We start from the raw sequence: 25435 nt of genomic DNA, 5'->3' as shown, positions 1-25435 counted from the left end.
GCGCCCAAGACTTCCTCGTTTCAAGTCGGTCGCGTCGCGAACAGGAGATGACCATGCCCGCCAATCCCGCCGCCAAGGAAGCCGACAAGGCCAAGGGCGCCGCCCTGGAAGCCGTCGAGCACGCGGAACGCAGCTTCGCGCAGGCCGCCGACGCCGCGCGCGTCCAGCTGACCGAGGCCGCCAAGCGCGTCGAGAAGTCGGTGACCGAGGGCTTCGAGACCCTGCGCGCCCAGAGCCGCGCCTATACCGACACCGCCGGTCAGCAGCTGGAAGACGCCCAGCGCTACGTCTCCGAGCGCGTCCGCGAGCGTCCGATCACCGCCACCCTGGCCGGCCTGGGCGTGGGCGTGCTGATCGGTCTCCTGATCGCCGGCGGCCGCAGCAGCAAGCGGTGATCTTCGAAAAGACCCTGATGACGCTGGCCGCGGCCGCGGCGATCGCCGCCGCCGCCGCCGTCGGCGTCGTGTCCGCCGCCTTCGCCCTGTACGCGGTGCTGGTCCCGCTGGTCACGCCGGCGGGCGCGGCCGCGATCGTCGCCGCCGTCGCGGCCCTGATCGTCGCCGTGGCCGGCATGATCGCCGCCCGCAAGGTCGAGGGTCATCGCGACCGTCAGGCCGCTCCGCCCCCCGGCGGCTTCGACATGACCGGACGGATCATCGAGATCGTCCGCGATCGCCCGATCATGTCGATCGGCATCGGCCTGGCCGCCGGGATCTTCGCCCTGAAGAACCCGACCCTGACCGCCGCCGTGGCCAAGGCCTTCCTGGACCCGAAGCCACCGCAGCGCTGATCGCGCGTTCCTATTGAACGCCACCGCCGCCGGGCGACGTCCGGCGGCGTTTTCACGTCTTCAGATTTTCCAGCCTTTAGATTTTGGGGAAACCCCAAGTTTCAAGGGGAATTTCTCAACTAAAGTTGAGCGCGCCGGGCCGCTTTAGAAGCTTACGCTTTGGCCTCGCCCGTTCTAGATGCCTTCCGCGCGTTCCCTTCCTCTCCATGGGAACGCCTTCCCATGGAGTGAACATGACGTACACGCTGCCGGATCTGCCCTACGCCTATGAGGCGCTGGAACCGACGATCTCCGCCAACACGCTGCGCTTCCACCACGACAAGCACCACGCTGCGTATGTCACGGCCCTGAACGGCCTGCTGAATGGCGACGACAAGGGCTCGCTGGAAAACGTCATCAAGACCGCCGGCCCGGGCAAGGTGTTCAACAACGCCGCCCAGGCCTGGAACCACGCCTTCTTCTGGGACGGCCTCTCGCCCGCCAAGACCGCGCCGGGCGCCGATCTGGCCGCGGCGATCGACTCCACCTTCGGCGGCCTGGAGGCCCTGAAGGAGAAGTTCGTCGCCGAGGGCATCGGCCACTTCGGCTCGGGCTGGGTGTGGCTGGTCTCGGACGCCTCGGGCGCCCTGAAGGTCATCTCGACCCACGACGCCGAGAGCCCGGTCACCCAGGGCCTGACCGCCCTGGCGGTCGCCGACGTGTGGGAACACGCCTACTACCTGGACTACCAGAACCTGCGTAAGGGCTTCCTGGAAGCCGTGTTCGACAACGTGCTGAACTGGACCCTGGCCGACAGCCAGTACGCCGCGGCCAAGTCGGGCGCTCAAGGCTGGGCCTATCCGGCCCCGGTCTAAGGCCGGCTGATTTCCGGAACGCCCGGCGAGCGGGGTGCGTTGTTTCCAGGTGAGACAACAACCCCCGGCATCCGCCGGGCCAACCCGGAGAGACCCATGCTGAACTGGGCCGTGACCTTCCTGGTGATCGCCCTGATCGCCGCCCTGCTGGGCTTCACCAGCATCGCGGGCGCGTCGATCGGGATCGCCAAGATCCTGTTCTTCATCTTCCTGATCCTGTTCGTGGTGTCGCTGGCCGGCAACGCCTTCCGAGGCGGGCGCGGCGCTCCACGCTAGGCGGGAACGACACGGACTGACGAGCGGCGCGGCCTTCGGGTCGCGCCGTTTTCGTTTCAGCCTCTCCGATCGAAGGCCCAGGTGCGCCAGACGTCGAACTTGCCGCGCTCGTAGGCCATGGCCGCCACCCGCACGCAGCCGGGCTCGATCTCGATGACGTTGAAGCCCGGCGCCGCGCCGCGCTCGCGATGCGACAGGGTGCCTGAACCGACCGCCTGGGTCTTGCCGTCGCCGAACGGGATGGCGGTGACGAACGGCAGGTGAATGTGGCCCGACAGGATGACGTCCGCCCCCGCCTGGACGAAGCGGTTGGCCGCGTCGACCCCGCCGCGCACCCTGGCGGTCATCGGCCCGCCCAGGATCTCCATCAGCGGATGGTGGCAGACCACCACCTTCAGGTCGTCGGCCGGGGCGGCCTCCAGCTCGCGGACCACGCGGCGGATCTGGCCGCGCGACACCGCGCCCTTCGACCAGTTCCAGCGGACCTGGGCGACGCGCGCGCTGTTCAGCGAGGCCACGGTGATCCCTGGCGCGCGCCAAGCCGCGCCGTCCTCGTCGCCGAATCGGTCCTTGAACCGGCCCCAGCCGCGCGTGAACCGCGCCCAAAGCTCGCCGAGGCCGACGAAGGGCGTGTCGTGGTTACCGGGAACGACGATCATCGGATCGGGCAGGCGCTTCAGCCAGGCCGCCGCGGCGTCGAACTCGGGGACCTTGCCGTCCAGGGTCAGGTCGCCGGCGGCGACGACCAGATCCGGCGCGGCTTCGACGATCCAGGCCGCGGCCGCCTCGACCGCGTCCTGGTTCTCGCCCCCGAAATGGATGTCCGAGACCTGAACCAGCTTCACGGCGCAGTCCTCACGCCTCGGTTTCGGGCGGCGGGACCAGGGCGCGGAACGCCTTGGGCCGGAAACGGATCGACGCCTCCGGATCCAGGCGCGCGGGCTCGCCGTCGAAGATCGCCGGGATGCGGCCCCGCGCCCAGACCTTGCCGACCCGGCAGCGGCCGACCGCCACCGACGGATCCTCGCGCCACTGGCCCCGCGCGGCGTTGAAGCCCAGGCGGAAGACGTCCAGGGCGCTGGACGGGTCCAGGGCCGCCGCCTCCAGGGCCCGTTCCTCGGCGTCCAGGGCGGTCGAGACCAGCGGGCACATCAGGGTCAGGGCCTCGGCCTTCATCTTGGGGCGGCCGTCCAGGGTGAAGCGCAGGCGCCCGGAGAAGGCGGTGCGGAAGGCCCGCCGGGCTCGAGCCAGAGCGATGTCGATCCGGCCCTCGCGCGCGGCCTCGCGGGCCGTGGCCCACAGGGCCGGGCTGCCCAGGATGGCGGCGACGAAGAACAGGCGTCCGCCGACCTCGCCGCCCGAGATCATCCGGGCCTCGCCGCCCTCCAGGCACGCCTTCATCGCCGCCTGCCAGTCGCGTTCGCCATAGAGGGCGCGGGGCAGCATGTTCATGGTCCCGCCCGGCAGGGGCGCGATCAGCGGACCGTCGGGGCCGGCCATCTCGGCCGCCGCCCGCGCCGTGCCGTCGCCGGCCAGCACCAGAACGGCGTCCGGCGCGCCGTCGATCACCGCGCGTAGGCAATCGGTGAGCTCGCCGGTCGCCGGCGCGTGGACGACGCCCGAGACGCCGTGCTCGGCCAGCAGCCGCTCGGCGATGGCGGGCGCGTCCGGGCCGACCGATCCGGAGGCGATATTGGCGACGATGTCGATGCGCTTCACGCGCGCCCCTTCCGTTCGAAACTCGCGGGACGCAACGGCCCGAAGCACGCCATGGTTCCGCTTCGAAACGGAACCGCCGCCTTCGGGAGTCGTTTGCTCGGGCAGGGGACAGGAAAGCTCGGATCGGAGAGCCAAGATGAAGACGACCATGATCGCCCTGATGGGCGTGGGTGTGCTCGCCGCGGCGTGCACCTCGACCGGCAATGTGGAACGCAACGCCGCCGGCGGCGCCGCCTTGGGCGCGCTGGCGGGCGCCGTGATCGGCAACAATGTGGGCGGCGGCAGCGCCAGCACCGGCGCGGCGGTCGGCGCGGCCCTCGGCGGCACCGTCGGCGCCGTGAAGGGCTGCCGCGAGGACGGCGGCTGCGGCGCGACCAACGTCAATCGCCGCCAGTACTATGACGAGCGCGCGGGCCGCTATTACTACTACGACTCCCGCAGCGGTCGTTACTATTGGGAAGACGGCAGCACCCGCTACTAGTCGGCGGCCAGGCGACGACGCCCTAACGAAGGCGATCGGCCCGGCCGGTCGCCTTTCTTGTGCCTGACGACCTTGTGTCGGGTGGTTCGACGTGGAGGAGGGTTCGGATGAAGACGACGACCAAGTTCATCGCCTTGAGCGGCGCGGTCCTGGCCCTGGCCGGCTGCGCCGAGACGCAAGGACCCTGGCGCACGCTACGCAAGCCCGTGGCGGCCGCGCCGCCGACCTGCGGCGACTTCCAGTCGTCGGTCTATTTCGAACAGGACAGCGCCGCCCTGACCCGCGAGGCGCGGATGGTGCTGTCGGGCGCCCAGGCCCAGGCGCGCGGATGCCTGGTAAAGTCGGTGCGGGTGATCGGCCTGGCCGACGCGGTCGGGACGTCCGACGCCAACCTGGCGCTTTCCAGGCGTCGCGCCGAGACCGTGACCTCGGCCCTGGCCAAGGTCGGGTTCGGCAAGGTCGACATCGACGCGGCCGCCGTGGGCGACGCCGGGGCGGTGGCCGCCTCGGGCGCGACCGCGCCGCTGCGCCGCCGGGCCGACATCCTGTTCGACCTGGAAACGCGCTGATCCCAAAGGGCGGCGGATCGGGAAGCCGGTCCGCCTTGGCGGCCCATCCCACGAAGAAAGGCGGGCCGGTGACCCGGTCCGCCTGAGTTCGCATCAACAAAGGGGGGTGCGAAGGCGGCAGGCTGGCTCTCGCCAGCCTCAAGTCGGGGGGGCGTCGCCGCCTTCGCATTGATGAAAACGAGAAGTCGCGCGATGGGTTCCCGCTTCGCGCGATTTTTTTTGCAGGTGATTTTCGCCGCTTCTCCTGCGCGTCGATTCAGGGGAACGGCGGAGGCGGCAAGGCGTTGAAATTCCAGGCGGACATGGTGTCCGCCGGGCAGGGGAGCAACGTCGTGATCCGGACTTACGTGGCCGAACATGGCGGTACGGTTTTCGTTTCGACGCCCACCCAGCGTCAGAAAAAGCTGCGTTCGCGGATCATGGCCCTGGCCGTGATCCTGGCGGTCGGCGCCTCCGCCGGGATGGTGCAGGCGTTCAACGACCGCCAACACGCGGACGCGGCCCGCATGTGGACTCCATAGGAGGTAGAAATCATGCCCGCCGACATTCACCAACAGGCCGCGCCCGAGCACGCGCCGCGCCTGAACGCCACCCGGGCCCGCCAGGGCCGCTGGGGCAAGCACGTCTTCTGGGTGCTGATCGCCTCGACCGTTCTTGCGGCTATCGCCCTGTTTGGCGCCTGGACCTGGCGCGCGCCCGACCTGGCCTCGGTCGAGGTCAACAACGGCGCCAAGACCTCCGCCGAGGCCCAGCGCTACGACACCCAACAGTCGCCGGCCCGCCAGACGCCTTAGGTTTGGTGAGGGTTTGTTCTTGGAAAGGGCGGCCTCCGAGGGAGGTCGCCCTTTTTCACGCCAACCCTACGGCTGCTTTTGGAGACGCGCGCCCAACGAAAAACGGCCTCCCTTTCGGAAGGCCGTTTCGCGTTCGGGAAAAGAAAGGCCTACGCCGCCTTGCGGGTGCGGCGCGGGTGGAAGAACAGTGCTTGGCCGATCGCCGCCTTCACCGTTTCCGGCTGGAAGGGCTTGGTGATCAGGAAGGTCGGTTCCGGGCGCTCGCCGGTCAGCAGGCGCTCGGGGAAGGCGGTGATGAAGATCACCGGCACGTCCATCCGGCCCAGGATGTCCTTGACCGCGTCGATGCCCGACGAGCCGTCGGCCAGCTGGATGTCGGCCAGAACCAGGCCCGGGCTGTGGCGAGCGACGGCCTCGACGGCCTCGCCGCGCGTGGCGGCGATGTCGATCACCTGGTGACCCAGTTCCTTGACCAGGGCCTCGATATCGGCGGCGATGACCGGCTCGTCCTCGATGATCAGGACGTCGGTGGCGAGTTCGGCGTCGATCTCGGCCTGGGCGTCGGAGATGAGCCTTTCGACCTCACCGAAGTCGCAGTCCAGGATCTGGGCCGCCTCGGTGGGCGTGAAGCCCTCCAGCGCCGTCAGCAGGAACGCCTGGCGCGAACGCGGGGCAATACGCAGCAGACGCTGGGCGGCGTCGTCGCCGGTCGCCCCGTCGTCGCGGCGCGCTTCCAGCTGAGCGCCGGAGCTGAGCCAGATGGCGTGGAACACGCGATAAAGCGCCACGCGCGGCGACAGGTCGGCGTCCAGCGAGCGTTCGCCCGCCGCTAGCGCTTCCAGGGCCACGCGGACATAGTGATCGCCGGTCGTCTGGTCGCCGGTCAGCGCGCGGGCGTAGCGGCGAATGTAAGGCAGATGCGGCGCCAGCCGAGCAAGAAGACTCATGACCCCTCCCGATGCGGTGTCTTCGGAAACCAACTTAACGAACGGCGAAGCTGCGCCGTTCCGTCGAAGGTCGATAACGTTCCCTCAACTGAGCGGTTCCGTGAAAGGCGGAATTTTGACATCCTATGCCCAAGCTTATGGAACCCGGTACGGAAAACCACGTTGTCGTCTGGCGGAAAGACATTCGGCCAAAGGGGGCGGACGCCGATGCATCTCGGTGTCGAGGATATGATCGAACACGTACCTATGGAAGACAAACGCAAGAGCGCCGCGGCGCTGGACGAGGCGCGCCTGCGTCAGCAGGCGATCGGCGTGAAGCTGCGCCAGATGTTCGACGAGGTCGTCAACGAGCCTGTGCCCGACGAATTCCTCGACATCCTGCGCAAGGCTGAACCGCCGGCGGGAGGTCGTTGAGCATGAGCGAACCGCGCGTCGGCCGCTCCGAGCCCGATCCCGCCCGTGACAACGCGTTCAAGCGCGAGCTGGTCACTCTCATCCCGCATCTGCGCGCCTTCGCCCGCACCCTGACCGGGGACCCGACGGCCGCTGACGACCTGGCGCAGGACGCCATGATGAAGGCGTGGGACGCGCGCGCGTCCTTCCAGCTGGGCACCAACATGAAGGCCTGGACCTTCATGATCCTGCGCAACCAGTTCTATTCCGAGAAGCGCCGCAGCTGGCGCCAGAGCCAGCTGGACCAGGAAGCCGCCGAGCGGACCCTGGTGGCGGTCGACGATCCGGAAGCGCCCGTCGCCCTGGACGAGTTGCGCCTGGGCCTGGCCATGCTGCCGGCCGAACAGCGCGAAGCCCTGATCCTGGTCGGGGCCGGCGGCTTCGCCTACGAGGAGGCGGCCGACATCTGCGGCTGCGCCGTCGGCACGGTGAAGAGCCGGGTCAGCCGGGCCCGCCGGGCCTTGCAGGCCATTCTCGAGGCGGGGGCCTATGATCGTGACGGCGGCGCGGCGGGCGACGCCATGCACGCGATCCTGGCCGACGCGGAGCGGCTGAGCTCTCTTCGGTGAACGCCCTCGCCGGGCGCGCCGCGCAGGCCGTTACCTCCATTCGGGTCCGCCTGGCCGTGGCGCTGTGCGTGGCCCTGTTGCCGGTGCTCATCCTCGGCGGCCTGCAGTCGATCTTCGCCTTCCGGGCGGAGGCCGACGCGCGTCGCCAGAGCCTGGAACTGGCCGCGGGCTACAGCGCGACGATCGCCCACGCTCGCATCGAGGCCGCCGGGGGCCTGCTGCAGACCCTGGGCCCCGGCTCGATCGGGCTGGAGTGCGCCCAGCGCCTGGCCGACGTGCGCGCGCGCCTCACCGGCTACGCCAACCTGATTCGCTTCGACGTGCGCGGCCGCGTGGCCTGCGCCGCCGCCACCACGCCCTATGACGCCCAGCGCGGCGCGCGGCCGTGGTTCCAGGCGCTGCGCGACGGCGCCCGAATGGTCGTCGCGGCCGATCCCGGCGCCGCCTACGCCAATGAGCCTGCGGTGCTGGCGGCGGTGCGCGCCGGCACGCCTGAGCGCTTCGACGGGGCGATGGCCGCGGTCCTGACCCTGGGCGACCTCAAGCTGGAGACCGCCAGCCGCTTCATGCCGGACGGCGCGGAGGTGGCCCTGGCCGACACCAACGGCCGGATCTTCGCCGCCACCGATCCCCAGGTCTTCGAGACCGTGCCCAATCGCTGGCTTCGCGAGGCGGCCAAGGACGGCTCGGCCCTGTGGAACGGCCACGACCTCGAGAATCGGACGCGCACCTACTCGGCGGCGCCGATGACCGACAACAATGTCTTCGTCATCCTGTCGGCGCCCGAGCCCGGCCTGCTGTCCTGGGCCTGGATCAACCCGATCTCGCGCATGCTGCTGCCGCTGCTGGCCTTCTTCCTGGCCCTGGCCACGGTGCTGTGGGTGGCCGAGCGCGGGGTGGTCCGCTGGATCGTCTACCTGCAGCGCGTGGCGGCGATCTACGCGCGGGGCCGCTTCACCGTTCGCCCCCTGCAGGCCGAGCGCGCGCCGCCCGAGATCCGCGAGCTGGCCGCCACCCTCGACGCCATGGCCGGGACCATCGTCACCCGCGACGCCTCGCTGATGGACAGCCTGGCCGAGAAGGACGCGCTGATGCGCGAGATCCATCACCGGGTGAAGAACAACCTGCAGATCATCACCTCGCTGCTGAACATGCAGCAGCGGGCGCTGGCCGATCCGGCGGCCAAGGCGGCGATGAACGACACGCGCCAGCGGATCACCGCCCTGGCCCAGATCTACCGCGCCCTCTACCAGGGGCCGGATCTCAAGCGGGTGGACCTGCGGCCGTTCCTGGAGGAGCTGACCGCCCAGCTCCTGGCCAACGACATGAGCACCTCGCCGCTGGTGCGCACCGAGGTCCACGCCGACCCGCTGGTCATCGACCCGGACCGCCTGGCCCCGATCGCGCTGTTCGCCGTCGAGGCCATCACCAACGCCCAGAAGCACGCGTTCGGACCCAATGGCGGCACGCTGGCGGTCGGGTTCCACGTGCGCGGCGAGGAGGCCGAGCTGTCGATCAGCGACGACGGCCCCGGCGCGGCCGACAGCCTGGGCGGCGGGGTGGGGCGCACCCTGATGACCGCCTTCGCGCGCCAGCTGCGCGGCAAGGTCTCGTTCGAGAGCCAGACGCCGAGGGGCCTGACCGTGCGGCTGATCTTCCCCACGCCGCAGGCCGTGGCGCCCGCCGCCTGAAATCCGGAACCTAGCTTCGCCGCTGACGTTCTCTGGGGGCACTTATTCACACGCCCCTCCTTCCCCGATGCCTGGGGCGAACACCGGAGAAGACCATGCGGAAACTCGTGATTATCGCCGCCGCCCTCGCGTCCCTGTCGGTCGCGGCCTGCAACACCGTCGAAGGCGCCGGCAAGGACGTCTCGTCGGCCGGCAAGGCCGTCAGCGAAACGGCCAAGGACGTCAAGTAAGGGCCTTTCGACCCTTTCCTGATTTTGAAGGCCCGCCGGTCCGCCGGCGGGCCTTCTTGTCTTTCAGCAACCGCCGAAGTGTTTCGGCCCTGCAACCTCAGGGCGGTCCGTCGCCATCGCGCTGCAAACTTGACCCGCCACGCTTGCGGCCTCATCGAGGGCTCCGGGCGCTTGCCGAACACCACCACCGTCTTCGTCCACAGCGGCTGGCGCTGTTCCAGCACCTATGTCTGGCATCGCTTCCGGGCCCTGGCCGGCGTGCGCGCCTACTACGAGCCGTGGCACGAGCAGCTGGCGCGGGTGACGGCCCGGACGATCAACGCCGAGACCCCCGACAACAGCGGCCTGCGCCATCCGGGCGGGACCGATCCCTACCTCAAGGAATTTGAGGTCGTCCTGGACCCGGCCGGCGGGGTCAAAGCCTTCGACGCCAGCTTCGCCCTCGACCGCTTCTGGATCGAGCCCGAGGCCAGCGACCTGGCTCAGCAGGCCTATGTGGAAGGCTTGGTCGACGCGGCCCGCCAGCGCGGCGAGACGCCGGTCCTGGCCTGCTGCCGCACCCTGGGCCGGGTGGGCTGGCTCAAGCGCCGGTTCGGCGGCTTCCACGTCATGCTGGTCCGCGACCCGGTGCAGCAGTGGCTGTCGTTCTATTCGCTGCGCAAGCGCCCCCGGCCAACCTATTTCGAGCTTTGTCACTATGTCCTGCTGTCGGAAATGGCCGGCTGCGAGGACGTCGCCTTCACCCTGCTGGGCCATGACTTCAATACTGGCGGGACGCTAGACCAGCGCTTGGCCGCCGTGCGCGGCAAGCTCAAGCGCGCCCCGGCCAGCGTCTCGTTCCAGGCCTTCCTGGCCGTGTGGCTGCGCTCGTACCTGAAGGCCCTGCCGCAGGCGGACCTGGTGGTCGATGTCGACCGCCTGGCCCGTGATCAGGCCTATGCCCGCCAGGTCGAGGCGGCGATCGAGGCCGGCTGCGGCCTGAGGCCCGACTTCTCCGACTGCCGCGCCCCGGCCCCGCACGGCATCGCCCCGCCGGTGCGGTGGCGCCGGGCCGCGCGCGAGGTGGTCGACCTGATGGACCTGCACCAGGCCATCGTCGGGCCCGAGGCGCCGCCGATCCTGTTTCGCAAGCTGGCGCCGTCGTTCGCGGCGGTGACGCCGGCGCCGGTGGGGCCGATGACCAAGCTGGGAGAGGCCGTAGGCGGCCTGATGGGCGGCGCGACCCTGGCGCGGGCGCCCGCTAAGGCCTACGCCGCGGCGGCGCGCACCGACGGATCGCGCAGATAGATCCCGGCTTGGCCGGGCGCGGCGACCAGCAGGTCGTCCAGTCCGGCGATGTCGTCTTCCGGATCCAGCACCAGCACGCCGTCGGACGGCAGCAGGGCGACCAGCGACTGGATCACCTTGCCGCGCAGGGCCGCGTGCATGCCGCGCAGCACGCCGCGCAGCAGGATCACGTCGAAGCGACCCATGGCCGACAGGTCGGAAAGCAGGTTGATCCGCTTCCAGCGCACCATCTGGCGGATGCGCGGCGAGATCATCCAGGTGTCGTCGTGGTTCTCGAAATGCTCGACCAGCAGGCGGATCGGCAGGCCGCGCTGGACCTCGAACTGGGTGTAGAGACCTGCCTGGGCCTTCTCCAGACAGCGCTCGGAGAGGTCGGAACCGAAGAACTCGAACCGCGCGCCGGTCGCCATCCGCGTCGACTCGGCGGCCGCCATGGCGATCGAATAGACCTCCTGGCCGGTGGCGCAGGCGGCGCTCCAGATCCGGATCGGCGTCTCGCGGCGCTGCGACAGGGCCGGCAGCACCTCGTCACGCAGCTGGGCGAAGGCCTCGCGACCGCGGAAGAAGGTGGTCTCGCAGCGGCACAGGGCCTCGACCACGGCCCAGATCAGACGCTCCTCGCGATGGGCGCGCAGGCCCTCGATCAGGGCTTCGATCGACTCGTAGCCTTCGCGCCGGGCCAGCGGGGCCAGGCGGCTTTCGATCAGATAGGGTTTCTCGACCTCGACCCGCACGCCGGCGCGGGCGCGGCCCAGGGCCGCCAGCAGGTCCATGTCCTCGGGGGTCACAGCAGCCCCGCCTCGGCGAACTTCGCCTCGATGATGTCGCCGTCGAACGGCTTCATGATGTACTCGTCCGCCCCGGCCTCCAGGGCCGTGCGGATATGGTCGATGCTGTTCTCGACCGTGCAGAAGATGACCTTGGGCGCGTCGCCGCCGGGCTCGGAGCGCAGTTGGCGCAAGAACTCGATGCCGTTCATCACCGGCATGTTCCAATCCAGGAGCACGGCGTCGGGCATGGCCGCGCGACACCACGCCAGGGCCTCGATGCCATCGGCGGCCTCGGCGATTTCGAAGCCGATGTCCTCGAGGACCCGGCGGGCGACCTTGCGGATCACCCGGCTGTCGTCGACCACGAGACAGGTCTTCACGGCGCGCTCCAATCCAGACGGCCATCGTCGCGCGGTCTGGTTAAGGAGCGGTTTGCCGAACCCCGGATCGGGGTGCGACAAATGAAAACAGTCGAAACGGGGCGCGAAGCCCCCCTAGGCCGGGACCCAGGCGGCGATGCTGGCGCGTTCCTCGCCCAGCTCGACGGCGATCTGGCCGCCGGCCGCGCGGACCAGGGCGTTCAGATAGGCCGCCTGCACCCACGGACCGCCCAGGCCTTCGGCCAGGGGTTCGCCCTTCAGGCCGGCCAACACCTCGGGCCGCAGGCGGGCGCGGGGGCCGTTGGCGTCGGCGATGATCGAGAAGCGGCCGTCGGCGGCCACGCCCTTGACCGTCGCCACGCCGCCGGCCGGCAGGGCGCTGGCGGCGATCTGGGCGATGTTGAGGATGGCGCGCGAGGAGGGCTTGTTCATCGCCTGCGGCTCGATCTGCCAGTCCAGGGTCGGCCGGACGTGAGCGAACACGCCCTGGGCCAGCTTTTCCAGCTCGCGGGAGTCGAAGTTCTCTGCCGAGGCCGAGGCCCCGAACGCCACGCGGGTGAATTGCAGCAGATCGGCCAGCTTGCGGGCCGACGAGGCGATCAGGTTCATGGCGTCGTCGCGCATGTCCTGGGCGGCCGGGTCGTCCAGCAGATCCAGGCCCGAGACGATGGCGCTGGCCGGGCTGATGAAGTCGTGGCACAGGCGCGCGGCCAGCATGGCGGCGAAGTCGGGGCCCTGGACGTCCGTTTCGGGGGACGCGGGAGTCGGGGTCTCGGAAACGGTGTCGGTCATGGCGGCGAACTCTGCCGTGATTTGAGGCTTTGGCAAACGGGGCTGGCCCTCTATTGAAAGCGCCCGTGACCGATCCGTTTCTAGAGCCCGGCGTTTTGGTGCGCCATCCCGGCCAGCCCGACTGGGGCCTGGGCCAGGTTCAGTCCGTGATCGGACACCGCGTGACCGTCAATTTCGAAGAGGCCGGCAAGCAGACCATCGACGCCACGCGCGTGCGTCTGGTTTTCGTCGGCGACGACCCCAGAGGGCAAGAATGAGCAACGACAACCTCGCGGATTGGGGCCGAGCCCTCGCGAAGATCACCGAAGAGGCGGCGGTGGTCATCCTGCCGTTCTGGAAGACCGAGCTGGCCGTGGCCCAGAAGGCCGACGAGAGCCCTGTCACCGAGGCCGACCGCGCCGGCGAACGCCTGATCCTGCAACGCCTGGCCGAGCTCTATCCGGACGTCACGGTGATCTCCGAGGAGCACGCCAGCGAGTTCGGGACGCCGGACGCGGTGGGGCCGCGCTTCTTCCTGGTCGATCCGGTCGACGGCACCAAGGCCTTCGTGCGCGGCGATCCCAACTTCACGGTGAATATCGGCCTGATCGATCATGGCGTGCCGGTCGCCGGCGCCGTCTGCGCCCCGGCCACGGGCGAGGTGTGGTTCACGACAGCGGACGGCGCGGTCAAGCGCGAGGGCGTCGACGGGGCCGAGACGCCGGCCCGCATCCGCCCCTGGCCGACCGGCCAGGCCCTGGGCCTGGTCAGCCACACCATGCGCGAGGAAAAGGCCGCCGAACTGGCCGCCGAGTACGGCTTCGACCTGCGCGCGCCGATGGATAGCTCGATCAAGATGTGCCGTATCGCCGAGGGCTCGGCCGACATCTATCCGCGCCATGGCCCGACGTCGGAATGGGACACCGCCGCGGCCCACGCGGTGCTGGTCGCGGCCGGTGGGACGTTCACCCAGCCGGACGGCTCGCCCTTCACCTACGGCAAGGCCGACCAGGGCTTCCGCAACGGCTGGTTCGTGGCGCGGGGCGGACAGCGCTAGGGCGCGTCCTCGATCCCCGTTTCCGGCGGCGTCGTCAGGATCGCCCCGGCCGAGGCCGCGACGATGGCGGCGATGGCCAGCCACTGGGTCAGGACCAAGCGCTCGTGCAGGATGACCAGGCCGGCGAGGGCGCCCGCCGCCGGCTCCAGGCTGAGCATGACGCCGAACGTCCGCTTGGGAATGGCGCGCAGGGCGATCATCTCCAGCGAATAGGGGATGGCGCTGGACAGCACCGCCGCCACCAGGCCCAGGGCGATCAGCTTGGGCTGGAACAGGGCGGTCCCGGCCGAGGCGAAGCCGATCGGCACCACGATCAGGGCCGCGGTGACCATCCCCAGGGCCACCGAGCGTCCGGCGTGCAGGTGGCCGGTCCGCTTGCCCAGGATGATGTACAGCGCCCACATCACAGCGGCGACGCAGGCGAAGCTGACCCCGACGGGATCCAGCCGCTGGGCGCCGGGATCGATCGGCAGCAGCAGGGCCAGGCCCACGACGGCCAGACCGATCCAGACGAAGTGGATCAGCTTGCGCGAGCTGGCCACGGACACGACCAGGGGGCCCGTGAACTCGATCGCCACGGCCAGGCCCAGCGGGATGGTGCGGATGGCCATGTAGAAGCTGAGGTTCAGCAGGCCCATCACCGCGCCGTACAGCGCGATCCGGCCGAGGTCGGCGCGGGCGATGGGGTGGTTCCAGGGCCGCCAGACGAGAACCAGGATCAGGGCCGCGAAACCGACCCGATAGGCGCTGGTCCCCTGCGCCCCGACCAGCGGAAACAGGCCCTTGGCCAGCGAGGTGCCGACGCACAGCGTGGCGATGGCCCCGAGCAGGGCGGCATAGGGCAGGAAGCGTTGGCGGGCGGCGGGCATGAGGCCTATCTAGGCCGTGACGCCCCCTCCGTCACGATGCGTGACCGCATCGCACCCCCAACCTCCCCCGTTTCGCGAGGGGGAGGGGGCGCTTTGCGGCGACTACTTCTTCACCCAGCCGCCATCCAGCGGCTTCCAGTACTGGCCGGGCGCCAGGCGGCTGTAGAGCTGCTTGGCGGTGGCCTGACCGGCGGCCTCGGGGGTCACGCCCGTCTTGGCGGCGATGTCCTTGTAGGCGGCGGCGCGGCCGGTGTTGATCTCGGCCACGGCCGAGCGCAGGCCGGCGTCGCCGCCGGACACAATGCCCAGATAGCCGTCGGCCTGTTCGCCGACCGTACCGGCGGCCTTGGCCGAGTCCACGGCGGCCTTGGCGGCGGCCGATTGGGCCAGGGCCAGGTTGGCGCCGCCGGCGGCCATCGCCAGGCCCAGCGCCAGAACCGTCATCGTCTTGCGGATCATGTCGGTTCCTCCTCTTAGAACAGGTTCGGGTTCTGCTGGATCAGCGTCTGGACTTCCTTGTCCAGTCGCACGCGCACGTCGGCGTCCAGCTTGGCGTAGATATTGATCGGGTCGACCTTCACGCGGACGGTGGGCGTGCAGGCGGCCGCGCCGAGCGCTCCCGTCGCGACGAGGCCCAGCAAGAGGGCGCGCTTCTTCATGCGTCTGATCTCCAGTTCGTGTTCAGGATGGCCGGTCACGGTTGAACCGGACCTGAACGGGATTCGGTGGTCGTGGCCTCTTCCTCGGCGAACGAGCGGCGCCAGGCCGCCAGAAGCTCGTCGAAGTTCAGCGACGTGTCGAGGGTCAGGTCGACCGGCGTCTTGGCCGGCAGGGCGATGCGCTTGTTGAAGGCCTTGCCGCGCAACAGGTCCAGGATCCCGACCCGCGCCTTCTCGGCGACCTTGGGGTCGTGCTCGCCCTTGATGTGGAACAGGACCCCCAGGCGGCCCTTGTCGGTGCTGTTCACGCCGGCTTCCAGCTGGTCGAAGGCCAGGTTCTCCATGGCCTGGTAGGCGAAGTCCTGGATGGCGTTGACCTGGGCGGGCTGGCTGGGCGGCGCGCCGGGACTGTCGGTGGGGCTGGCCTCGACGCTGGTCAGGGCCGCGCGCGACAGCTCGATGCGACCCGGCTGGATCGCCTGGATCTTGCCCTGCTGGAAGCGCAGGCCCTCGGGCCCGAAGGTGAAGGGCAGGCGGCCGTCGACCACGGCCTGGGCCTTGACCTTGTCGGCCAGGGACGAGGCGGCCAGCACCTCGCCCAGGTCCAGGTGCTCGATGACGATGACGCCGCTGATCGTCTTGCCGGGTTCGAACGGCACGTCCGTCGGCTCGATGGAGATGCGGCCCTTGGCGGCCTCGAACGTGGCCTTGGAGATGTGCAGGGCGTCCGCGCCCAGCTGGAACACCGACTCGATCGCGGTCAGCGGCACCAGGCTGTCGATGCGCACGATCTTCAGGGTCTGGTTCGGGGCGGTGGTCAGCGGGGCCAGGCTGTCGAACGCGACCGCGCCATCCAGGGTGGCCACGAAGCCGATCGGGCTGGTGAAATCCATCCTGTCGACCACCAACCGGCCCCGGCTGGTCGCGCCCTGCGCATCCCAGGCGAAGACGCCGGTGAAGCTGGCCGGGCCCTGGGCGTTCTTGGCGAAGGCGGCCATCGGCGACAGCTCGGCCGGCTGCAGCCCGCCCTTGGCGAAGGCCAGCTTGCTGGCGTCGATGTCGGCCCGGCCCTTGCCGGTGGCCACGACATGGCGCAGGCGGATCTCGCCCAGCGGCGCCCCGACCGGCGTCGTGGCCTGGAAGGTCCCGCCCCACACCCCGCCCGACAGCGTCAGGCCGCCCTTGGCGAGGATGCTGTTGAAGCGGCGCTCGGGGGCGGCGTCGGTCACCGCCGCGCCGTCGACCCGGACGCTGGCCCGGTCGAAACCGCCGGTCCCTCCGAACGTCGCCTCGCCCTTGACGTTCTGCAGCTTGGCCTCGGCGACGGCCAGCGCGCCCTCGCCGTTCTCGAAGCGCAGGGCCGCGCTCCAGCCGTTCGCGCCGGCCGCGACCAGCGGGGCCTTGGCCGGGCACAGGCTGGCCTTGACGTCGGTGACGGGGTTCTCGCCCAGGGCGTAGGCCTTGGCGGTGATCGGGACGCACTTGGCCGTGGTCAGGGTGAAGCGGCCGCCGGCGATGCGCGCCTGACCGTCGACCTTGCCGCTGACGCCCTGGATCGGCGGCAGGTCGAAGTTGTCGGTGGCGATGGAGAGGGGCGAGGTCACCACCCCGCCCTTGGCGCGCCAGGTGGGCGCGGCGATCTTGACGACCGGCAGGCCGCCGCCCGACAGCGCGGCTTGCAGCCCGCCGCGCGCGCCATCCGGCCCGGCGTCCAGCAGCAGGCCTTTCGGGGCGTTGGCGCTCAGGACCACGCCGTTGGGCGCGGACAGGCGAGCTTCCTTGGCCAGGGTCACCCGCGTGCGCCCACCCTTCAGGTCCAGACCGACGGCGGGCAGGGACAGGTCGAAGGTTCGCAGGGCCTGGGACAACGGCTTGCCATAGGCGGGGTTGGGGATCAGGGCGGCCAGGCGCTCGGCGTCGGGGCCGGAGATCCCGCTGCGGCCGCCGGCCGAGCCGTCCAGCGCCAGGGTCAGGCCCTGGGCTCCCTGGTCGATCCGGCCCCGGGCGTTCAGCCGGGCCGAGGCCAGGGCGAGCGCGCCGCCGGCCAGCCGGGCGGCCTCGGCGTCGACCGCCAGGGGGCCGTCGACCGCGACAGTCCCGCCCCCCAACGTCAGGCCCAGATTGTCGGAGCGGACGCCGGCCCGCAGGCCGCGCAAGGCCGCGCCGCCGGCCACGGCCTCGCCGGCGCGCAGTTCGGCGCTGGCCGCGCCGCGCGCGGTGACACGGCCCTGGGCCCGGCCGGCCGAGACGCGGGTGAGCTCCAGGGCCAGGCTGGCGTCGCGGGCGTCCAGGGACGGGGCCGACAGCCGCGCGCCGCGCAGGCCTCCCCGCGCGCGGCCCAGGAAGGCGAAGTTGTCCAGTCCGCCCTCGATCCGGCCGGCCAGGGCCAGGTCGCCGGCCAGGGTCCGCGCCTGGCCGTCGCCCAGCCGGCCGCCGTCGGCGCGCACCGCCAGCCGCGCCTCCAGCGGACCACTGGCGGTCAGCTTGGCCAGGTCTGGATAGGGCAGGTCGGCCGACAGGCTGGCGGCGGCGCCGGCCAGGTCGGCGGTCTCGCTGTCCAGGCTGTCGATGGCCACCGAGACCTCGATGGTCAGCCGGTCGCCGCGCTTGCGGGCCGAGACCGTCGCGCCCTTGCTGTCCAGCGCCAGGTTGTCGACGGCGTAGCGCAGCGGGGCCAGGCGACCGTCGAGGCGCAGCAGCTGGCCGTCGTCCAGGCTGGCGTCGCCGGTGATCCGCGCGCGGCCGCCGGGCGTGATGAGGTCCAGCCGCGCGTCCTCGACCAGGATGGCCGGGCCGGGGACGTTGGGCTTGCGGGGCGACTTCAGCGCCTCGTCGATCAGGGGCTGCAGGGCGCCGAAGCGCACCTGACCCTTCGCGTCGATGCTGGCCAGCACACGGGGGCGGACCAGGCGCACGGCGCGGGTCTGGACGCCGAACTTTTCGCCATTCCAGGGCGCGGCCAGGTCGTAGGCCACCTCCAGGCGATCGGCCGAGAAGACCGGATTGTCGCGCGCGCCGAGACGGATCTTGCCGGTGAAGCCTGTGGCGTCCAGGTCGTCCAGCTCGACGGCGGCCTCGATCCCGTGGTCGCGCAGCCAGGCCTCGGCCAGTTCTCGGCTGATCTCGCGCCGACCCGACCAGACGACCAGGCCGGTGGCGATGAAGGCCAGCATCGACAGCGACACGGCTTCCAGGCCGAGATCGACCAGGCGCGCGCGATCCCAGGCGCGCCCAGATGAACTCTTGGGAGGCGGGCTGTTCGGTTCGGGGGTGGTCGCGGGGTCGTCCATCAGGTCCTGAAGTCTAGATCCCTAAGAAGCCCCCCGGCCAAGCTTTAGATCCCTACCTCGAGAAACCCAGCACGTCCTGCATGTCGTAGAGGCCGGGCGGTTTGCCCCTGACCCAGACGGCGGCGGCGATGGCGCCCCGGGCGAACAGGCCCCGGTCGATGGCCGAGTGCGACAGGGTCAGGCTCTCGGACTCGCCGGCGAAGATCACGCTGTGCTCGCCGATGATCCCGCCGCCGCGCACGACCGAGAAGCCGATCGCGCCTTCCTTGCGGGGACCGGTGACGCCGTCCCGGCCGCGGTCGGCGACCTGGCCCAGTCCGACCCCGCGCCCGCCGGCGGCGGCCTCGCCCAGCATCAGGGCCGTGCCCGAGGGGGCGTCGACCTTGCGCTTGTGGTGAGCCTCGTAGACCTCGATGTCCCAGTCCTGGGCCGGCAGGGCGGCGGCGGCCTGGCGCACCAGGCCCATCAGCATGTTGATGCCCAGCGAATAGTTGCCCGAACGGACGATGGCGACCTTCTTGGCGGCGGCGTCGATGCGGGCCAGCTGGTCGTCGGTGAAGCCGGTCGAGCCGATGATCAGGGCCGGGGCGTGGGCGTGGTGGACCGCGCGGGCGGCGGCCGCCTCGGCCAGCAGGGCCGAGGCCTCGGGCACGGTGAAGTCGATGACGGCGTCGGCGGCGGCCAGGGCCGCGTCGGCGCCAACCAGGTGTTCGCCCTCGACGCCCGGGCGGTCGAAGCGGGCGGCCACGATCGCGTCGGTCCGGCCGTCCAGCGTCTGGACCACGGCCTGGCCCATGCGGCCGAGGGCGCCGGCGACGGCGATCTTCACGGGCTGGGACAAGGCGCTCTCCGACACGAAACCTAGCCCGGCAAATCACCCATTCCGCCCCCCGAGGTCAACCTCGCGCCGGCTTCCCGAAGGTCAGCGAGGTTGACGCAACGCCAATCCCAACAAGCGTTTGCTGGGATTTTCGGAGTTCGCCCGGTTGTGACGCTCCGCCGCCGTCGCTACGCTGGCGGCGCATAAGGGCGCGTTCGCATCGATCGGCGCGCCCCTTCTTCGACTTGCGCAGCAGGAATGGGAAACGCCGGATGAGCGACGCGGAACGCAAGACCTTCACGGATGAGGAGGCCTTGGCCTTCCACCGTTACCCCCAGCCCGGCAAGCTGGCGGTGACCCCGACCAAGCCGATGGCGACCCAGCGCGATCTGTCGCTGGCCTATTCGCCCGGCGTCGCCGTTCCCGTCCACGCCATCGCCGCCGATCCCGACGCGGCCTACGAATATACCTCCAAGGGCAACATGGTCGCCGTGATCTCGAACGGCACCGCCATTCTTGGTTTGGGTGATCTCGGCGCGCTGGCCTCCAAGCCGGTGATGGAGGGCAAGGCCGTGCTCTTCAAGCGCTTCGGCGACGTCGACAGCATCGACATCCTGGTCAACTCCAAGGATCCCGACGAGATCATCACGGTGGTCAAGAACATCGGCATCACCTTCGGCGGCATCAATCTGGAGGACATCAAGAGCCCCGAGTGCTTCCGTATCGAGACCGAGCTGCAGGAGCTGCTCGACATCCCGGTGTTCCACGACGACCAGCACGGCACGGCGATCATCTGCGCCGCCGGCCTGATCAACGCCTGCCACATCACCGGCAAGAAGATCGAGGACGTGAAGGTGGTGCTGAACGGCCCCGGCGCGGCGGGCATCGCCTCGCTTGAGCTGATCAAGGCCATGGGCGTCCGCCCCGAGAACGTCATCGCCGTCGACAGCAAGGGCGTGCTCTACCAGGGCCGCACCGACGGCATGAACCAGTGGAAGAGCGCCCACGCGGTCAAGACCGACAAGCGCACCCTGGCCGAGGCCGTCGAGGGCGCGGACGTGCTGCTGGGCCTGTCCGCCAAGGGCGCCTTCACCCCCGAAATGATCGCCTCGATGGCCCCCAACCCGGTCATCTTCGCCATGGCCAATCCCGATCCGGAGATCACCCCGGAGGAGGTGCACAAGGTCCGCAAGGACGCGATCATGGGCACGGGCCGGTCGGACTATCCCAACCAGGTCAACAACGTCCTGGGCTTTCCCTACATCTTCCGCGGCGCGCTGGACGTGCGGGCCCGCCGCGTCAATCACGAGATGAAGATCGCCTGCGCCCAGGCCCTGGCCATGCTGGCCCGCGAGGACGTGCCGGACGAGGTCGCCGCCGCCTATCACGGCCGCCAGCTGAAGTTCGGCCCCAACTACATCATCCCCTCGGCCTTCGACCCGCGCCTGATCTGGTACGTGCCGCCGTTCGTCGCCCAGGCGGCCATGGACACCGGCGTGGCCCGCAAGCCGATCGCCGACATGGACGCCTATCGCGCGGGCCTGGCCCAGCGCCTGGATCCGACCGCTGGCTTCCTGCAGAAGATCTCGAACGCGGTCCTGGCCAATCCCAAGCGCATCGTGTTCGCCGAGGGCGAGGATCCCAGCGTCATCCGCGCCGCCTACGCCTACCAGACGGGCGGCTACGGCCGGGCCATCCTGTGCGGCCGCGAGAACCTGGTGCACGAGAACATGAAGCTGGTGGGCCTGGATCCCGAGGCCGCCGACCTGGAGATCGTCAACGCGCGCCTGTCCGACCGCAATCCGGACTATGTCGACGCGCTCTACAAGCGCCTGCAGCGCCAGGGCTATCTGAAGCGCGACGTCCAGCGCCTGATCAACCAGGACCGCAACAGCTTCGCCGCCTCGATGGTGGCGCTGGGCGAGGCCGACGGCATGGTCACCGGCGTGACCCGCAGCTTCGACCAGGCCCTGGAAGAGGTGCTGCGCGTCATCGACCCGGCCCCCGGCGGCCGGATCATGGGCATGAGCGTGGTGCTGGCCAAGGGCCGCACGATCTTCGTGGCCGACACCAACGTCACCGAACTGCCCGAGGCCGACGAGATCGTCGAGATCGCCTGCGAGGCCGCCCGCGCCGTCAAGCGCCTGGGCTTCAAGCCGCGCGTGGCCTTCATGAGCTACTCGACCTTCGGCAACCCGATGGGCCTGCGCTCGGAGAAGGTGCGCGAGGCCGTGGCGATGCTCGACGAGATGACCGTCGACTTCGAGTACGAGGGCGAGATGCCGCCCGAGCTGGCCCTGGATCCGGAACGGCGCGCCAACTATCCGTTCATGCGCCTGACCGACAGCGCCAACATCCTGATCATGCCGGCCATCCACTCGGCCTCGATCGCCACCAAGCTGGTGCAGTCGCTGGGCGGGGCCACGGTGATCGGGCCGGTGCTGCTGGGTCTTTCCAAATCGGTGCAGATCGCGCCGCTGTCGGCCTCGGTGTCCAAGATCCTGAACATGGCGATGATGGCGGCCTACGACCAGCCGGTCGACGACACGGCGGAATAGGCTTGGCCGCAACCTCCGCGACAGGGCGTCGCACGGCTCTTAAACGGCCGACGTCCGGTCCCATCTAGATCCCGTTGGCAAGAGTAAGCCGACGCGTAAGCCCTCCGGTCGGCGCCCACCCCTTGCGGCGCCGGCCGGCCCTTACCTTTTCTTCTGCGGGTAGGGCGTCTCGCCCCGATCCAGCATGGCGACCAGGTCGGCGATCTTCTTCTTACGACCCGCCTCGGTCTTCATGTTGTGGACCCGGAAGGCGAGGGCGAAGCGGTTCTGGGCTGACAGCGTCGCTATCATCTCTTTCGCCTTCGGACTGGCCTCGATGGCCGCCAGCAGATCGCCCTCGATCTTCATGTCCTTGCCGCTGGCGTAGGCGCGGTCCCAGCGGCCGTCGGCCTTGGCCGCCTCGACCTCGCGCAGACCGTGCTGCGTCATCCGGCCCTCGTCGATCAGCCGCGCGACATTGTCGACATTGATCTGGCTCCAGATGCTCTTCTTGCCGCGCGGCGTGTAGCGCTGGAGGAAGCTCTTCTCGTCGAAGCTCTTCTTCACGCCGTCGATCCAGCCCCAGCACAGCACGACGTCGATCGCCTGCTTGGCGTTGATCGACGGAAGGCCCGAGCCGAGCTTGTGGATCTTGATCCAAGCCTCGGGGACCTTGTCGTGGTTCCTCGACAGCCAGGCGTGGAAGGCCTCGGCGTCGACGAACTCATGGACGTGGGCGGGATCGACCTTGATCGGGGCCATCGAAATCTCTGCGACGACGGGGACTGGGGAGGCTGTATCCCCGTTCTTTTCGAGATAAAGCCGCGCCGGATCAATGCCTTCCGAAAAAGATGAGCGCGCGAATGATCCGCGTTCACGGGCGCCCCCATACTAACTGCACCTGATGGCTTGAAAGGGACGTCCGGCCGGCGATCGTGACGGCTGTCAGGGGTGGTCGAGCGGGAAGCGCTCGCCGGTCTTTCTTCGGGAAGGCGTCTTCGCGACGGATCCAGCACGGGCTCCCTGAAACATCGGGACGAAAGGCTGGCGGCGAAGGCTTCGGCGACCGCGACAGGTCCGGGCTGAAATCGCCCGGGCGTTCCGGGACCGGGGTCGTCGCCCCGGCCCGCCCGTCGGGGGCCTCTCGTGAGAGCGGGTTAAGACCCCGCGCCTCGTGGGCTCACCGGATAACGCGCCACGCGGAGCGCTCTGGCTTCGTCGAAACGGTATCAAACTGCTCATCCTCCGGGCGACGCCCGGGCGCTCCGCGTCCCTTTCCATCCCTTCAGCGGTCTCCGCGTGAAGCGGCGCGGCCGTGCGACATCGCGTCTCTTGAGCGACTCGGTCAGTGGACGGACCCTTCCAGTGTCTTTCGCGTGGAGTGTCCTATGACGTTCAGTGCGTTCGAACTGCAGATGCGGGGCTATGGCCTGACGACGGCCGAGATTCATTATCACCTGCCCGACCATCCCCACCTGCTGCAGCTCTATGTCTGGCAGGAGTACGATCTGGCTCCGAAATTCCCGACCCTGAAGGGCTTCCTCGACTTCTGGAGCCGCGAGCTGGACGGGGTGCTGCACTCGGTGCGGATCGCCCACAACCGGCTGGTCGGGCCGCGCGAATGGCGGGCCGTGAACGGGGTGCTCACTTTACAGTGAGCTTTTGGGGCAGTGAGATTTGCTGGGCTTGCATCGGCGGTTCCCCGCACGTAACTCCCCACCGCAATGACCATTCTTCCCCGTGTTGGGGCCAAGATCTGCGGATTGTCGACGCCCGAGACGGTGAAGGCCGCCTTCGATGGCGGGGCGGCGTTCCTGGGCTTCGTCTTCTTCGACAAGAGCCCGCGCGACGTCGCGCCCGAAACCGCCGCGCGGCTGGTCGAGCCGGTTCGCGGTCGCGGCGTGAAGACGGTGGCCGTCACCGTCGATCCCGACGACGCCCTCATCGACCGCCTGATGGCCACGATGCGGCCCGACCTGATCCAGGTCCACGGCAAGGAGACCCCCTCGCGGGTCCGCGAGATCGCCGCCCGCTCCGGCGTCGGCGTGATCAAGGCCTTCTCGGTCTCGGCCTCGGCCGACGTCGATCAGGCCCAGGCCTTCGACACGGTCGCCGAACACCTGATGTTCGACGCCAAGCCCGTGGAAGGTTCCGCCCTGCCTGGTGGAACCGGCGCACGTTTCGACTGGGGCCTGCTGGCCGGCCGGCGATTTTCTCGCCCGCATTTCCTGGCCGGAGGGCTGGATCCGTGGAACGTGGCCGAGGCCGTAAAGATCTCGGGAACCCCGATCGTGGACGTTTCCTCTGGCGTGGAGCGCGGTCCGGGCCTAAAGGACCCCGCTCTGATCACGGCGTTTCTCGACGCCGTCAAACGCGTCTAGCTGTTGGATGAGCCTGTGAACGCCCCTTCCAAGCCCAACGATTGGTCCGCCTATCCGGACGCCAAGGGCCGCTTTGGCGACTACGGCGGCCTCTATGTGGCCGAGACGCTGATGCCGCTCGTGCTGGAGCTGGACCGCGCCTACACCGAGGCCAAGAACGATCCCAGCTTCCAGAAGGAGCTGAAGGGCTACCTGACGCACTATGTCGGCCGCCCCAGCCCGCTCTATTTCGCCGAACGGCTTTCGAAGCACCTCGGCGGCGCGAAGATCTATTTCAAGCGCGAGGAGCTGAACCACACCGGCGCGCACAAGATCAACAACTGCATGGGCCAGATCCTGCTGGCCCAGCGCATGGGCAAGACCCGGATCATCGCCGAGACCGGCGCCGGCCAGCACGGCGTGGCTTCGGCCACCGTCACGGCTCGCTTCGGCCTGCCCTGCGTCGTCTATATGGGCGCCGTCGACGTCGCCCGGCAGAAGCCCAACGTCTTCCGCATGAACCTGCTGGGCGCCGAAGTGCGACCGGTGACCTCGGGCGCGGCGACCCTGAAGGACGCCATGAACGAGGCGATGCGCGACTGGGTCACCAACGTCCACGACACCTACTACATGATCGGCACCGCCGCCGGCCCGCACCCCTATCCGGCCATGGTTCGAGACTTCCAGGCGGTGATCGGGACCGAGACCCGCGAGCAGATCCAGGAGGCCGAGGGCCGCCTGCCGGACGCGGTGGTCGCCTGCGTCGGCGGCGGGTCGAACGCCATCGGCATGTTCCACCCGTTCCTGGCCGACGAGAGCGTCAAGATCTACGGCGTCGAGGCCTCGGGCCATGGCCTGGAGACCGACAAGCACGCCGCGTCCCTGACCGGCGGCCGTCCCGGCGTCCTGCACGGCAACAAGACCTATCTGCTGCAGGACGAGGACGGCCAGATCCAGGACGCCCACTCGATCTCGGCGGGCCTGGACTATCCGGGCATCGGGCCGGAGCACTCGTTCCTGCACGACATCGGCCGGGCCCAGTACCTGACCTGCACCGACGACGAGGCCCTGAAGGCCTTCCAGCTGTGCGCCGAGCTCGAGGGCATCATCCCGGCCCTGGAAAGCGCCCACGCCCTGGCCAAGCTGCCGCAGCTGGCCAAGGAGATCGGCGAGGGCGGCGTCATCGTGCTCTGCCTGTCGGGCCGGGGCGACAAGGACATCTTCACCGTGGCCGACGCCCTCGGGCGTTCGATCTAGGGTAA

31 protein-coding genes are annotated in these 25435 nt (G+C 69.8%); 19 read left to right on the top strand and 12 right to left on the bottom strand.

Translation table 11 applies throughout. From position 1 onward, the window contains the following. Positions 1-53 precede the first annotated feature (53 nt). The 4 genes from K8940_RS22670 to K8940_RS22655 all read left to right on the top strand — a co-directional run bounded on the left by K8940_RS22670 (position 54) and on the right by K8940_RS22655 (position 1920). A complete protein-coding gene (locus K8940_RS22670) occupies positions 54-395 on the top strand; it encodes a hypothetical protein (RefSeq protein ID WP_223392293.1) in 342 nt (113 codons plus the stop codon). Further along, positions 392-790 (top strand): hypothetical protein, encoded by a 399-nt coding sequence (locus K8940_RS22665; RefSeq protein ID WP_223392292.1) that lies wholly within the window; start codon positions 392-394, stop codon positions 788-790. Before K8940_RS22670 ends, K8940_RS22665 begins: the two co-directional genes overlap by 4 nt. 233 nt (positions 791-1023) lie before the next feature. After that, on the top strand, positions 1024-1644 hold the full coding sequence (locus K8940_RS22660) for a superoxide dismutase (RefSeq protein WP_223392291.1): 621 nt from the start codon (positions 1024-1026) through the stop codon (positions 1642-1644). Positions 1645-1740: 96 nt separating this feature from the next. Next, positions 1741-1920 (top strand): DUF1328 domain-containing protein, encoded by a 180-nt coding sequence (locus K8940_RS22655; protein WP_223392290.1) that lies wholly within the window; start codon positions 1741-1743, stop codon positions 1918-1920. Positions 1921-1976: 56 nt separating this feature from the next. Here the strand turns inward: K8940_RS22655 and K8940_RS22650 are convergent, their stop codons facing one another. Continuing rightward, complete coding sequence (locus K8940_RS22650; RefSeq protein ID WP_223392289.1) at positions 1977-2765, bottom strand: metallophosphoesterase family protein; 789 nt, start codon at positions 2763-2765, stop codon at positions 1977-1979. 10 nt (positions 2766-2775) lie between these two features. Continuing rightward, a complete protein-coding gene (locus tag K8940_RS22645; RefSeq protein WP_223392288.1) occupies positions 2776-3639 on the bottom strand; it encodes a diacylglycerol/lipid kinase family protein in 864 nt (287 codons plus the stop codon). 136 nt (positions 3640-3775) lie between these two features. Here K8940_RS22645 and K8940_RS22640 point away from each other — a divergent pair, with 136 nt between their 5' ends. From K8940_RS22640 to K8940_RS22625, 4 genes are all read left to right on the top strand, one after another. After that, entirely contained in the window at positions 3776-4120 is a 345-nt protein-coding gene (locus K8940_RS22640; protein WP_223392287.1) for a YMGG-like glycine zipper-containing protein, read from the top strand. Positions 4121-4227: 107 nt separating this feature from the next. Beyond that, complete coding sequence (locus K8940_RS22635; RefSeq protein ID WP_223392286.1) at positions 4228-4689, top strand: OmpA family protein; 462 nt, start codon at positions 4228-4230, stop codon at positions 4687-4689. Positions 4690-4973: 284 nt separating this feature from the next. Continuing rightward, complete coding sequence (locus K8940_RS22630; protein ID WP_223392285.1) at positions 4974-5210, top strand: hypothetical protein; 237 nt, start codon at positions 4974-4976, stop codon at positions 5208-5210. Positions 5211-5222: 12 nt separating this feature from the next. Then, positions 5223-5483 carry a hypothetical protein gene (locus K8940_RS22625; protein WP_223392284.1) on the top strand — a complete coding sequence of 87 codons (261 nt, stop codon included), beginning with the start codon at positions 5223-5225 and terminating at the stop codon, positions 5481-5483. 149 nt (positions 5484-5632) lie between these two features. On the opposite strand, the gene K8940_RS22620 is transcribed toward K8940_RS22625, so the two are convergent. Then, positions 5633-6430, bottom strand: coding sequence for a response regulator (locus K8940_RS22620; protein ID WP_223392283.1), 798 nt, complete (start codon positions 6428-6430; stop codon positions 5633-5635). 228 nt (positions 6431-6658) lie between these two features. On the opposite strand from K8940_RS22620, the gene K8940_RS22615 reads away from it, so the two are divergent. From K8940_RS22615 to K8940_RS22595, 5 genes are all read left to right on the top strand, one after another. Continuing rightward, a complete protein-coding gene (locus tag K8940_RS22615; RefSeq protein ID WP_081612907.1) occupies positions 6659-6844 on the top strand; it encodes a NepR family anti-sigma factor in 186 nt (61 codons plus the stop codon). Positions 6845-6846: 2 nt separating this feature from the next. Further along, positions 6847-7452: a sigma-70 family RNA polymerase sigma factor gene (locus K8940_RS22610; RefSeq protein ID WP_223392282.1), complete on the top strand. Its 606-nt coding sequence runs from the start codon at positions 6847-6849 to the stop codon at positions 7450-7452. Between the two features lie 56 nt (positions 7453-7508). Next, complete coding sequence (locus K8940_RS22605; RefSeq protein ID WP_223395955.1) at positions 7509-9143, top strand: sensor histidine kinase; 1635 nt, start codon at positions 7509-7511, stop codon at positions 9141-9143. 95 nt (positions 9144-9238) lie between these two features. Then, complete coding sequence (locus tag K8940_RS22600) at positions 9239-9373, top strand: entericidin A/B family lipoprotein (protein WP_125159551.1); 135 nt, start codon at positions 9239-9241, stop codon at positions 9371-9373. 171 nt (positions 9374-9544) lie between these two features. Then, positions 9545-10660 carry a hypothetical protein gene (locus tag K8940_RS22595; protein ID WP_223392281.1) on the top strand — a complete coding sequence of 372 codons (1116 nt, stop codon included), beginning with the start codon at positions 9545-9547 and terminating at the stop codon, positions 10658-10660. Here K8940_RS22595 and K8940_RS22590 read toward each other — a convergent pair. The 3 genes from K8940_RS22590 to chpT all read right to left on the bottom strand — a co-directional run bounded on the left by K8940_RS22590 (position 10621) and on the right by chpT (position 12602). Continuing rightward, positions 10621-11448 carry a CheR family methyltransferase gene (locus K8940_RS22590; protein WP_223392280.1) on the bottom strand — a complete coding sequence of 276 codons (828 nt, stop codon included), beginning with the start codon at positions 11446-11448 and terminating at the stop codon, positions 10621-10623. The genes K8940_RS22595 and K8940_RS22590 overlap by 40 nt on opposite strands. Then, positions 11445-11822, bottom strand: coding sequence for a response regulator (locus K8940_RS22585; protein ID WP_223392279.1), 378 nt, complete (start codon positions 11820-11822; stop codon positions 11445-11447). Before K8940_RS22585 ends, K8940_RS22590 begins: the two co-directional genes overlap by 4 nt. A 102-nt stretch (positions 11823-11924) precedes the next feature. Then, a complete protein-coding gene (gene chpT / locus K8940_RS22580) occupies positions 11925-12602 on the bottom strand; it encodes a histidine phosphotransferase ChpT (RefSeq protein WP_223392278.1) in 678 nt (225 codons plus the stop codon). 65 nt (positions 12603-12667) lie between these two features. Between chpT and K8940_RS22575 the strand changes: the two genes are divergently transcribed. Both K8940_RS22575 and cysQ read left to right on the top strand, forming a co-directional pair. Next, entirely contained in the window at positions 12668-12859 is a 192-nt protein-coding gene (locus K8940_RS22575) for a DUF3553 domain-containing protein (protein ID WP_223392277.1), read from the top strand. Next, the gene (cysQ, locus tag K8940_RS22570) at positions 12856-13638 is read left to right on the top strand and encodes a 3'(2'),5'-bisphosphate nucleotidase CysQ (RefSeq protein WP_223392276.1); all 783 of its coding nucleotides are present in this window, start codon (positions 12856-12858) and stop codon (positions 13636-13638) included. The genes K8940_RS22575 and cysQ overlap by 4 nt, the downstream gene beginning before the upstream one ends. On the opposite strand, the gene K8940_RS22565 is transcribed toward cysQ, so the two are convergent. The 5 genes from K8940_RS22565 to dapB all read right to left on the bottom strand — a co-directional run bounded on the left by K8940_RS22565 (position 13635) and on the right by dapB (position 19297). Beyond that, the gene (locus tag K8940_RS22565) at positions 13635-14507 is read right to left on the bottom strand and encodes an EamA family transporter (protein ID WP_223392275.1); all 873 of its coding nucleotides are present in this window, start codon (positions 14505-14507) and stop codon (positions 13635-13637) included. The two genes, cysQ and K8940_RS22565, sit on opposite strands and share 4 nt — an antisense overlap. A 102-nt stretch (positions 14508-14609) precedes the next feature. Continuing rightward, the gene (locus K8940_RS22560) at positions 14610-14966 is read right to left on the bottom strand and encodes a YdbL family protein (protein WP_223392274.1); all 357 of its coding nucleotides are present in this window, start codon (positions 14964-14966) and stop codon (positions 14610-14612) included. A 14-nt stretch (positions 14967-14980) separates the two neighbouring features. Next, positions 14981-15166 carry a YnbE family lipoprotein gene (locus K8940_RS22555; RefSeq protein ID WP_223392273.1) on the bottom strand — a complete coding sequence of 62 codons (186 nt, stop codon included), beginning with the start codon at positions 15164-15166 and terminating at the stop codon, positions 14981-14983. Positions 15167-15201: 35 nt separating this feature from the next. Next, complete coding sequence (locus tag K8940_RS22550) at positions 15202-18456, bottom strand: YdbH domain-containing protein (protein ID WP_223392272.1); 3255 nt, start codon at positions 18454-18456, stop codon at positions 15202-15204. Positions 18457-18508: 52 nt separating this feature from the next. Further along, positions 18509-19297, bottom strand: a complete 789-nt coding sequence (gene dapB, locus K8940_RS22545) for a 4-hydroxy-tetrahydrodipicolinate reductase (protein ID WP_223392271.1) — start codon at positions 19295-19297, stop codon at positions 18509-18511. A gap of 251 nt (positions 19298-19548) precedes the next feature. Between dapB and K8940_RS22540 the strand changes: the two genes are divergently transcribed. Continuing rightward, positions 19549-21834 carry an NADP-dependent malic enzyme gene (locus K8940_RS22540; protein WP_223392270.1) on the top strand — a complete coding sequence of 762 codons (2286 nt, stop codon included), beginning with the start codon at positions 19549-19551 and terminating at the stop codon, positions 21832-21834. 141 nt (positions 21835-21975) lie between these two features. Here the strand turns inward: K8940_RS22540 and K8940_RS22535 are convergent, their stop codons facing one another. Continuing rightward, positions 21976-22575, bottom strand: a complete 600-nt coding sequence (locus K8940_RS22535) for a YdeI/OmpD-associated family protein (RefSeq protein WP_223392269.1) — start codon at positions 22573-22575, stop codon at positions 21976-21978. A gap of 626 nt (positions 22576-23201) precedes the next feature. Here K8940_RS22535 and K8940_RS22530 point away from each other — a divergent pair. From K8940_RS22530 to trpB, 3 genes are all read left to right on the top strand, one after another. Beyond that, positions 23202-23471, top strand: coding sequence for an usg protein (locus tag K8940_RS22530; protein WP_223392268.1), 270 nt, complete (start codon positions 23202-23204; stop codon positions 23469-23471). Between the two features lie 66 nt (positions 23472-23537). After that, the gene (locus tag K8940_RS22525; RefSeq protein ID WP_223392267.1) at positions 23538-24194 is read left to right on the top strand and encodes a phosphoribosylanthranilate isomerase; all 657 of its coding nucleotides are present in this window, start codon (positions 23538-23540) and stop codon (positions 24192-24194) included. A gap of 15 nt (positions 24195-24209) precedes the next feature. Then, positions 24210-25430, top strand: a complete 1221-nt coding sequence (trpB, locus tag K8940_RS22520) for a tryptophan synthase subunit beta (protein ID WP_223392266.1) — start codon at positions 24210-24212, stop codon at positions 25428-25430. Positions 25431-25435: the final 5 nt, after the last annotated feature.

The organism is Caulobacter segnis (assembly GCF_019931575.1).
Classification (GTDB): Bacteria; Pseudomonadota; Alphaproteobacteria; order Caulobacterales; family Caulobacteraceae; genus Caulobacter; species Caulobacter segnis_C.
This window is presented reverse-complemented; position numbering and strand designations above follow the sequence as displayed.